We start from the raw sequence: 9,924 nt of genomic DNA, 5'->3' as shown, positions 1-9,924 counted from the left end.
CAGCAATTAAGCTGAAGAACCTACATTTATACGAAACTTTGTTCAGTTTTCAAGGAGCTATCAAAAGCAACTTAGATATCTTGTCATCCGTCGCTCTCACTGTCAAGCAATGACTTGAAATAATTATTGGCAACGCCTTTAAATTATTCTTTAGCCTCATGCATTGCGCACTCGGCTGCGTCGTTACTCATGTGACAACACAAAGTATATTACCAGCCTGCCAACCAACCGTCAAGCAATTATTCGGATTTTTTGCGGTCAATATCTATTACGCCACACCTTTTGTGCCACATTCGGCGAGATAAACGCCTCACTTTCGGGATTCCGCACAAAATAAAGTAACACTAAAAAAATTCAAATCCGCAGTGTAAATTGCCAACAATCAACCTCGATATTGGCAAACGTTTGCGCAAGGCATTCTCCTTTTTTCCTCCCTACTATCCAATTAGTATGATTTTATTTATGATAACAGGCACAAAAAAACCACGCATCGCTGCGTGGTTCAAAGATAAATCCATTAAGCCTTGGCAATCTTCGTTTCGCCGTGCATGTATGGTACAAGCACCTCAGGAATCGTAACGGAGCCGTCTTCGTTCTGGTAGTTTTCCAGAATTGCAGCGACCGTCCGGCCAACAGCAAGCCCGGAGCCGTTCAGGGTGTGTGCAAACTGCAGCTTGCCCTTGTCGTCGCGGTAACGAATCTGTGCCCGCCGTGCCTGGAAGTCGGTACAGTTACTGCAGCTAGAAATTTCGCGGTAAGTGTCCTGCGCTGGCAGCCAAACTTCAAGGTCGTACGTCTTCGCGGAGGTAAAGCTAGCATCCCCACTGGCCAGAGTGATCACATGGTATGCAAGCCCCAGCTTCTTCAGCAAGCTTTCAGCGTTCGCGGTGAGCTTCTCCAGTTCATCCCATGAGTCTTCAGGCTTAGTTACCTTAACCATTTCCACCTTGTTGAACTGGTGCATCCGGATGAGACCGCGGGTGTCGCGGCCAGCACTACCAGCTTCAGAACGGAAGGCTGGGGACAGCGCGGTAACGTAGATTGGCAGCTTGTCACCATCGATAATGCTATCACGGTAGTAGTTGACCAGTGGCACTTCCGCCGTTGGAATCAACGTCAAATCGCTACCCTCATTGGTTACGGTGTAGCTATCACCGACGAACTTAGGAAACTGACCCGTACCGAACATGGAATCGTCGTTAACCAGGTAAGGTGGAAGTACTTCGGTGTAGCCTTCCTTATAGTGTTCGTCCAGCATGAAGTTGTAAACCGCACGTTCAAGCCGGGCCCCAGCACCACGGTAGTAAACAAAGCGGCTGCCAGAAACCTTAGCCGCATTCTCAAAGTCCAAAATGCCCAGGTCTTCACCAATTTCCCAGTGGGCTTTGGGCTTGAAGCTAAACGTTGGGATATCCCCAACACGCCGCTCTTCACGTGCGTCCTTTTCGTCCAAGCTAACTGGAACAGAATCATCGGGGAAGTTAGGCAGGCGGACCAAAATGTACTTGGACTTCTCTTCCACATCCGCAAACTGCTTGTCAAGGTCGCCAATCTGCTGGCCGACAGTACGCATCGCCGCAATCTGTTCGCTGGCATCTTCCTTGTTCCGCTTCATCTTCGCGATATCTTGGGAAACCTGATTGCGCTTGGCCTTCAGTTCCTCGGTTTCGACCAGCAGTGCCCGGCGCTGCTTGTCGAGGTCGAGCAGTTCGTCAATCTCTTCCGGCTTAATGCCGCGCGCTGCAAGCTTTGTCTTCGCCCAATCAGGGTCCTGACGAATCAATTTCAAATCAAGCATGTTGATTCCTCCTACATATATAGAAATAAAAGTTAAAGTGTCGCAAGCCGGGGAACAAAAAAAGCCTCTCGTCCCCATAAATCATGGGACGAAAGGCTTGCTTTCCGCGGTACCACCCAAATTCGCCCACTACTGGACGCACTCGATACCGCATAACGGGCAGTCTCCGTGTGGCTCATCGCCACCCACTATCACGCTGGAATGCCGCAATCCCGGTTCACAGCTTACCCCGGTTCTCTGACTTGCGATTAGGCGCTTAATGACGTGTTTTATCTGTCCTTAAATTACCGCACCCAGGCGAATTTTGCAACCTTTTACTGCAAACTCACATTTATTGCGGTTAGTAGCCGAATAATACCATCACTAGTACATGAAAATTCGGCCTCAACCAATTGTAGTATTGATTTTCGCTACCACCACCAGTAGACTAGACAAGTACCTCTGCGCAGGTACACGCAAAACTGGCATACATACACATAAGGGAGTACTTCACATGATCGTTTTAGCAGGAACAATTGGCGCCGGCAAAACTAGCTTAACCACAATGATTGCCCAACACTTGGGCACCCAAGCATTCTACGAGTCCGTGGACGACAACGCGGTTTTGCCCCTCTTCTATAAGGACCCTAAGAAATACGCATTTTTGCTGCAAATTTATTTCCTCAACAAACGGTTCAACTCAATCCACGCTGCCAACAGCAACCCCAACAACGTAATTGACCGATCAATCTTTGAAGACTCACTGTTGTTCCACCTTAACGCCGACCTGGGCCGTGCCACCAACACCGAAGTCAGCGTGTACGACGACCTGCTGCACAACATGATGGAAGAGATGCCGTCTGCACACTACCAGAAGAATCCCGACCTGCTGATTCACATCCGGGTATCATTCGACACCATGCTCGAACGGATTCAGCGGCGTGGTCGGCCGTACGAACAAATCGCTAACGATCCTTCCCTCTACGACTACTACAAGACCTTAAACCAGCGTTACGAAGAATGGTACGCTAACTATGACCAGAGTCCCAAGATGCAAATCGACGGCGACAAGCTCGACTTCGTGGCTGACGACGATGCCCGGGTTAAGGTTCTCGGCCTCATTGATGCAGAGCTCGCTAAACTGCAACATTAAGCACGGTAAACACGAACGATTGCGTTCGTGTTTTTTTGTCCCCACCTTTTTTGAATTTTGTTATCTGAAATGCAGACCGATTGCCAGTTTACTCTTCAGTATCATTATTATTTTTGTTATACTATCTTTTTAGAAAGCGGATTATTCCGCCCAAATCTGGGTGCGCCCAACCACGGAGGTAATCATCATGCTTTACGAAGAAACTTTCCTCGACAATGCAGATTACCAGAAGTTTCAAATGTACCGTTCACTCAAAACCATCGATAATTACAGCTTCACCATCAACGACCTGAGCCTGCAAATGCAGATTTACTACCAGCAAACGTACAACACCTTCCGTGAACTACTGATGGATATGGAAGACATGACCGGCGAAACCAACAAGCTGGCGAAGAAACGGCTAATGTCGCAAGATAACTTCCCCGTGTCCGTCGATGAGTACCGGTTGTATCTGCTCGAAAACTCCATCCAGTTCCAGTTCGTCAACTACCTGGTGCAATCCTCCAGTCTCAGCGTGGACAAATTCTGTCAGGATCGCTTCATTTCGCGCTCAACCCTGACCCGTAAAACTGTGCCGCTACGCAAACTGCTGGCTGAATACGACCTCAAAATTTCGTTCACCCAACCCGCAATCGTTGGCACCGAACAGCGCGTACGTCTCTTCCTGTTCGCCTTCTACTGGCTCGGCTACCACGGGGTTCGCTGGCCGATCACAGCAATTCACCCGCAGCAGTTAAATACCGCATACAGCAAGTTACCCACTCGTAAAACCAGTCCGGTGGCAGCGCTACAGGAAGTTCTGTTCTGGGGGATTTGTCGCCTGCGCATCGTGCGGGGCTACACGATCAACGAATGGCCCGAATACGACGACGTTTTTCGCAGCGTCGCGGCCATGAACACCCCAATTTACACCAAGGATATGTTCCCCAAACTGGACGAGCAGACCCTCACCGCCGAGTCCAAGTTCTTCCATTATCAGCAAAATCGGCAATTACGCTTTTCCACCTCGCAAGCTAGCTGGCTCGAACTATACGCCGACATCGTTAGCACCGATAATCCCGTGCACACGTACATCACGCGCCTGACCAGCTTCTTGGAACAGCACTGGCGTGCGGATGCCCCCATTGCCTTCGAAGACAACATGGTGCTGATTACGAACATCATGCGGGCAGCCATGAGTTTCTACATGATTGGTGGTAACTACGCCAAGATTTCCGACTTCTTCGACTCCAAGCGCAACTTATACCCGCACTCTGAGCTCTATGCGGCGCTCATCGCCTTCCATGAAGGACTGCCGGATACGACGCCATTTAGCACCTTTAAGCAGAATGCGGTGCCGCTGACGCTTACGTTGACCTACATGCTCACGCCCTACCTGCAGGACTTCACGTGGCACCAAATCGTGCGCTGTCGGGTTCTGCTTGAACACGGCGACCTCAACGCTTACCGGGTGATCAAGTTCCTGCGCAACATGAGCTTCATCCAGATGATGAGTGATGACGACGACGTGCGCGACGCCGACCTGATTATCACAAACATTGACGATGAACCACTCTTCAGCAATATTGATACCAGTCGGCAAACCCTAGTTACCTGGCACGCCGACGCGACCGACGATGATTACTTCAACCTGTACCTGCTCGTCAAGAAGACCTTCCTGAACATTCTTGGGCTGGGCGACATTCAATACACCCGCGTTTGACGCGCAAAAAGGGCAGCACCCATGTGGATGCTGCCCTTTCGTATGCCGTCAGAACTGACGCATTTATTTCGATTTAATGAATGTCGAGCCATCCGCCTCTGGCATCGTTGCGTTACCGATGAACGCAACCAGGACGATGATGGTGATCAGGTAAGGAGCGATGGTGAAGATAACATCTGGCATCGTCTTGATGACCGGGATGTACTTCCCCACGATTGCCAGGCTCTGGGCGAAACCGAAGAAGACGGCCGCGCCCATCGCGCCAACTGGGTGCCACTTACCGAAGATCATTGCGGCCAGGGACATGAACCCTTGCCCCACAATCGTCGTTGCGGAGAAGTTCAGGGTGATGGACTGAGCCATCACGGCACCACCAATCCCCCCGAGGAACCCGGAAATCAGCACCCCGGCGTACCGGTATGCGTAAACGGAAATCCCCACGGAATCCGCAGCTTCTGGGTGTTCACCAACGGAACGCAGACGCAGACCAAAGCGAGTCTTGGCGAGCAACCACCATGCACCGATGGAAACAAGTACCCCGATGTAAGCAACGATTGACGTCTTGGTGAAGAAGATTGGGCCAATCACCGGAATCTTCGACAGCACTGGAATGGTGACGGTTGCCAGTGGGTGTTGGATAATATCCGTCTGCCCACGACCATCGAAAATCAACTTGGTCAGGTAAACCCCAAGTGCGGGGGCCATCAAGTTCATAACGGTACCAGAAATGATGTGGTCCGTCCGCCAGTTAATGGTTGCGACCGCGTGCATCAGGGAGAAGACAATCCCGACGCCCCCACCGACCAACAGGCCAAGCCATGGCGTTGCCGCACCGAATGCGGAACCCATCATCAAGTTGAAGACAACAGAGGCAAAGGCCCCCATGACCATAATCCCTTCAAGACCAACGTTAACAATCCCTGAATGTTCAGAGAAGGCACCACCAATGGACGTGAAAATTAGTGGCGCTGAGTAGATAAGTGAGGTGGAAACCACCGTCATTAATAATGTTGTGATGTTCATCGTGGTCACTCTCCTTCCTTATCGTCTGGGTCATTGGTGCCGCTGTTTTTGGCCTCATCAGTTACCGCTTGTGCAGAGACACCTGCAGCTTCAGCAGCTTTCTTGGCCGCAGCCTTTTTACCGGACTTGGACTTAGCCATCCAGTAACGAATCAGGTATTGTGCCCCAACGAAGAAGATAACGGAAGCAATCACAATGTTCACGATTTCGGAAGGCGTGGTTGAAGCAATCGAAATGTTCAAACCACCAATCTTCAGCACCCCGAAGAGCAGGGCGGAGAAGATAATCCCGATTGGTGCCCCACCAGCAAGCAGGGAAACGGACATCCCGTCGTACCCAATATCAGGCATTGCGGTGTTCACGATGATGTTCTGGAAGTCACCGAGACCTTCCATCGCGCCACCGAGACCTGCAAAGGCCCCAGAAATGAGCATCGCCATGATGATGGTCCGCTTGGTGGACATCCCCGCGTACCGGGAAGCATCTTGGTTCATCCCCACAGCGCGAATTTCAAAGCCCATCGTGGTCTTCTTCATGAACCACCAGAGGAAGATGGCCGCAACGATGGCAATGAGCAGTCCCCAGTGCAACGTGGAGTTTTGCGTCAGGTTTTCGAGGAATGGCGTCCGCAGCTGGGCAGCCTTAGGAATCGTTGGTGAGTAGTCGTTGTTGTGCTTAGCGAGAACACCCTTAATGATGGCGTTAGTTGCGTATAGGGCGATGTAGTTCTGCATGATGGTGGTAATAACTTCACTAGCACCAAAGTACGCACGTAAGACCCCGGCGATCCCGGACCAGAGCGCACCAGCAAGTGCGCCGGCGATGATTGCCCCTGGCAGCATCAGAATCCGTGGCAAATCGGGAAAGGCCAGCGCGAAGCTAACCGAACCGAGCCAGCCAACCAGCGCCTGCCCGGCAACCCCGATGTTGAAGAAGCCGGCGGAGTTAGCAACCGCGAACCCGGCCCCAGTCAGAATCAGTGGCGTTGCCGTCCGCAAGACTTCACCAATCGCGTTTGGTGTCCCCACGGCCCCGGTAAAGAGGTTAATGTAGTTTTCAATCGGGTTGAATCCGGAGAGCAGCATAACCACTGCCCCGACCAGCAGCCCAAGGATAATCGCAATCAGCGGAATCCAGATACTTTTAATGACGGTTTTATTAATCCGCATTAGTGACGGTCTCCTTCCCCTTGAGTTTGTCGCCGGCCATCAGCAGTCCGATTTCGGACGTCGTCAGGTCGGATGCATCTTCAGTGGCAACCAGGTGGCCGGCGTGAATAACGGCAATCCGGTCCGCCAACTGTTTGATTTCATCCAATTCATAGGAGATGAGCAGAACTGCATGGCCGGTTTCCCGCGCGTTCAGAATCTGCTGGTGAATGAATTCAATCGCCCCAACATCCAGCCCACGAGTTGGGTTCATCATAATCATGAGCTCAGGATCACGACTCATTTCGCGTGCAATGATCAGCTTTTGCTGGTTACCACCAGAGAGGGAGCCCGCGGTGTTGAAAATGCTGCTGGTCCGCACGTCAAACTTCTCGGTCAGCTTCTTGGTCATTTCGACGCCGGCCTTTTCGTTCCGAATCCCGTGCTTCGCGAGTGGTTCTTCAGTATAGGTCATGAGGCCCATGTTATCGATGACGGTCATCGGCAGAATCAGCCCAAACCGCTGCCGGTCTTCAGGAATGTGGCCGACCCCGTCGCGGACAATCTGGCGCGGCGTTGCGTGCGTCGTATCCTTGCCGGAGATGGTGATTTTCCCGTTGTGTACTGGCATGAGGCCGGTCAGGGCCTTGACCAGTTCCGACTGGCCGTTGCCGTCAATCCCGGCCAGACCGACAATTTCGCCAGCATGGATGGTCAGGTTGAAGTCATGGACCCGCTTAACCTTGTTACGGTCGAGTACATCGAGATGTTCGATTGTGAGCACTGGCTTGCCCAGTTGCAACTCAGACTTGTTCAGGTCGAAGTCCACTGGCCGGCCGACCATCATCGTGGCCAGATCTTCAGCACTGCATTCGTGCGTCTTAACGGTGTCGATAACCTTCCCGCGCCGAATGATGGTTGTGATGTCCGCAACTGCACGGATTTCTTCCAGCTTGTGCGTAATCAGCAAGACGGCCTTGCCTTCTGCTGCGAGCTTGCGCATGATTTCGAGCAAGTCGTCGATTTCTTGGGGGGTCAGCACGGCGGTAGGTTCATCGAAAATCACCACGTCGGCTTCACGGTACAGCACCTTCACGATTTCAACCCGCTGCTGCATCCCCACGGAGATGTCTTCAATCCGCGCGTCCAAATCAACGTCCAGGTCGTACTTAGAGAGAATTTCTTCAACCTTCGCCCGTGCCTTCTTGAAGTTCAAGCGGCCAGCATTCGTTGGCTCTGAACCCAAGATGATGTTTTCCAGGACGGTAAAGGCGTTCACGAGCATGAAGTGTTGGTGCACCATCCCCACCCCGAGCGCGGATGCGTCCTTGGCGGAGTGGAGTTCAACCTCCTGTCCCTTGATCTTAATCTGACCACTGGTTGGTCGCAGAATCCCCGAAAGCATGTTCATCAGGGTCGACTTCCCAGCACCGTTTTCACCCAGTAATGCGTGAACTTGACCACCATAGAAGTTTATGGAGATGTCATCGTTAGCCTTAAAAGTACCAAAGGCCTTCACTAGGTGGTGAATTTCGATTGCTGGCGTTTCTGTCATCGCTATTTCCCCACGCATGTCGAATTTCATGTGCGTGCACGGTGCAAATTGCTTTCTGAAACCCTGGTCCGAACCAGGACAACCAGAAGCCGCAAATGCGCCGTACCAACCACACATTTCATCCGGCCAGCGGGCACCGGATTGCCCGCTTGCGATTCCTTTCTGAATGTATTGCCTTGCGTTACGGTGTTCCCAAAATTCTCGGCGAAGTGTGTCACCAAGCCGTTTGACTCAGTCCCACAAAAAAGCCGGAACTCAAATACAGTTCCGGCCAGTTCTAAATTGGTACTACGATATATTAGAGGTCGGATGGCTTTTCAGCAACCGAGATATCACCCTTAATAATCTTTTCTCTGAATTCTTGAACTTTAGTCCAGGCCTTAGCACTCATATTACCACGAGTGAGGCGGACACCGTTACCCTTAAGTCCATAAACTTGTGTTTTTCCGCCTGGGAATTTGTCATTCTTGGCAGCAGTTGCAAGTTTTTGAACGGCAATGTCAACACCCTTAACTGTGGAGGTCAGGGTCAGGTTACCACCCTTGTACTTACCATCAGCAGTCTGGTCACGGTCAACACCGATGACCCAAACCTTCTTGGACTTGATTGCGTTCTTAGCAGCGGAGAAGACACCGGCACCGGTACCACCAGCAGCCTGGTAGATTACGTCTTCGTTGTTGTTGAACATAGCCTGTGCCAGTGCCTGACCGACATCAGCCTTGGAGAAGCTGTCAGCGTACTTAACATCGACCTTGATGTTCTTGTTCACAGCCTTAACACCCTGACGGAAGCCGGCTTCGAAACGGTCGATAACGGCACCGTGAACACCACCGATGAACCCAACCTTGTTGGTCTTCGTGGTTTCAGCAGCAGCAACACCGGCAAGGAAGGCACTTTCGTTATCCTTGAAGGTTGCGCTGGCTACGTTCTTCTGCTGGATAACGTCGTCGATGATGACGAAGTTAACCTTTGGATTCTTCTTAGCAGCGTCAGTGATCGTCTTTTCAAGCTTGTACCCAGAACCAATGATGGTCTTGTAGCCAGCCTGAATCATCTTGTTAACATTAGGCACGAAGTCAGCGTCTGAGTTGCTCTGAGCGTAGTTGTAGCCACCTACACCCTTAACGAGACCTTCCTTCTTGCCCCACTTCTGTAAACCTTCCCATTCGGACTGGTTGAAACTCTTATCGTCAACACCGCCACCATCGGTAACGAGTGCTACTGAGTGTGCCTTGTCCGTCTTCCCAGAATCCTTACTGGACTTGCTGTTACCGCAAGCACCAAGAACAAGAGCCAACACTGCGACTGCAGACGCAGTTGCTGCTTTAGAAGTGAATTTCACTGCTTTTTCCTCCTCGTTTGGGGGTTACCCCGATTGCTAATAATATACCACGAGAACCCGAACAGAGCAAGAACAATTTAAATAATGCAAATGATAACGTTCGTGTTTAAACCGCTAACATTCGCCATTTAGGCAATAAAAAACGGCTCTTCGCGAACAAGAGCCGTTTTGATAAACCTGCTATCTACTATTAATTAACATCAAATCAAGGTGTTATTCCTAAA

7 protein-coding genes are annotated in these 9,924 nt (G+C 51.2%); 2 read left to right on the top strand and 5 right to left on the bottom strand.

What is annotated here, in order from left to right; genetic code table 11:
• Positions 1-517 precede the first annotated feature (517 nt).
• Positions 518-1,798 carry a serine--tRNA ligase gene (gene serS / locus FC18_RS02605; protein WP_056975396.1) on the bottom strand — a complete coding sequence of 427 codons (1,281 nt, stop codon included), beginning with the start codon at positions 1,796-1,798 and terminating at the stop codon, positions 518-520.
• 493 nt (positions 1,799-2,291) lie between these two features.
• Here serS and FC18_RS02600 point away from each other — a divergent pair, with 493 nt between their 5' ends.
• Both FC18_RS02600 and FC18_RS02595 read left to right on the top strand, forming a co-directional pair.
• Positions 2,292-2,930 (top strand): deoxynucleoside kinase, encoded by a 639-nt coding sequence (locus tag FC18_RS02600; protein WP_056975395.1) that lies wholly within the window; start codon positions 2,292-2,294, stop codon positions 2,928-2,930.
• Between the two features lie 187 nt (positions 2,931-3,117).
• On the top strand, positions 3,118-4,632 hold the full coding sequence (locus FC18_RS02595; protein ID WP_056975394.1) for a helix-turn-helix domain-containing protein: 1,515 nt from the start codon (positions 3,118-3,120) through the stop codon (positions 4,630-4,632).
• Between the two features lie 63 nt (positions 4,633-4,695).
• Here FC18_RS02595 and FC18_RS02590 read toward each other — a convergent pair whose 3' ends face one another.
• From FC18_RS02590 to FC18_RS02575, 4 genes are all read right to left on the bottom strand, one after another.
• Complete coding sequence (locus FC18_RS02590; RefSeq protein ID WP_054677724.1) at positions 4,696-5,655, bottom strand: ABC transporter permease; 960 nt, start codon at positions 5,653-5,655, stop codon at positions 4,696-4,698.
• Positions 5,656-5,660: 5 nt separating this feature from the next.
• Positions 5,661-6,824: an ABC transporter permease gene (locus tag FC18_RS02585; RefSeq protein WP_082403919.1), complete on the bottom strand. Its 1,164-nt coding sequence runs from the start codon at positions 6,822-6,824 to the stop codon at positions 5,661-5,663.
• Positions 6,814-8,358: an ABC transporter ATP-binding protein gene (locus FC18_RS02580; RefSeq protein ID WP_056975393.1), complete on the bottom strand. Its 1,545-nt coding sequence runs from the start codon at positions 8,356-8,358 to the stop codon at positions 6,814-6,816. The genes FC18_RS02585 and FC18_RS02580 overlap by 11 nt, the downstream gene beginning before the upstream one ends.
• A gap of 298 nt (positions 8,359-8,656) precedes the next feature.
• Positions 8,657-9,700, bottom strand: coding sequence for a BMP family lipoprotein (locus FC18_RS02575; protein ID WP_056975392.1), 1,044 nt, complete (start codon positions 9,698-9,700; stop codon positions 8,657-8,659).
• Between the last annotated feature and the right edge of the window lie 224 nt (positions 9,701-9,924).

The organism is Lacticaseibacillus sharpeae JCM 1186 = DSM 20505, assembly GCF_001436225.1.
GTDB lineage: Bacteria > Bacillota > Bacilli > Lactobacillales > Lactobacillaceae > Lacticaseibacillus > Lacticaseibacillus sharpeae.
Note: the sequence above shows the minus strand (reverse complement) of the source record. Positions and strands in the feature narration are given on the sequence as shown.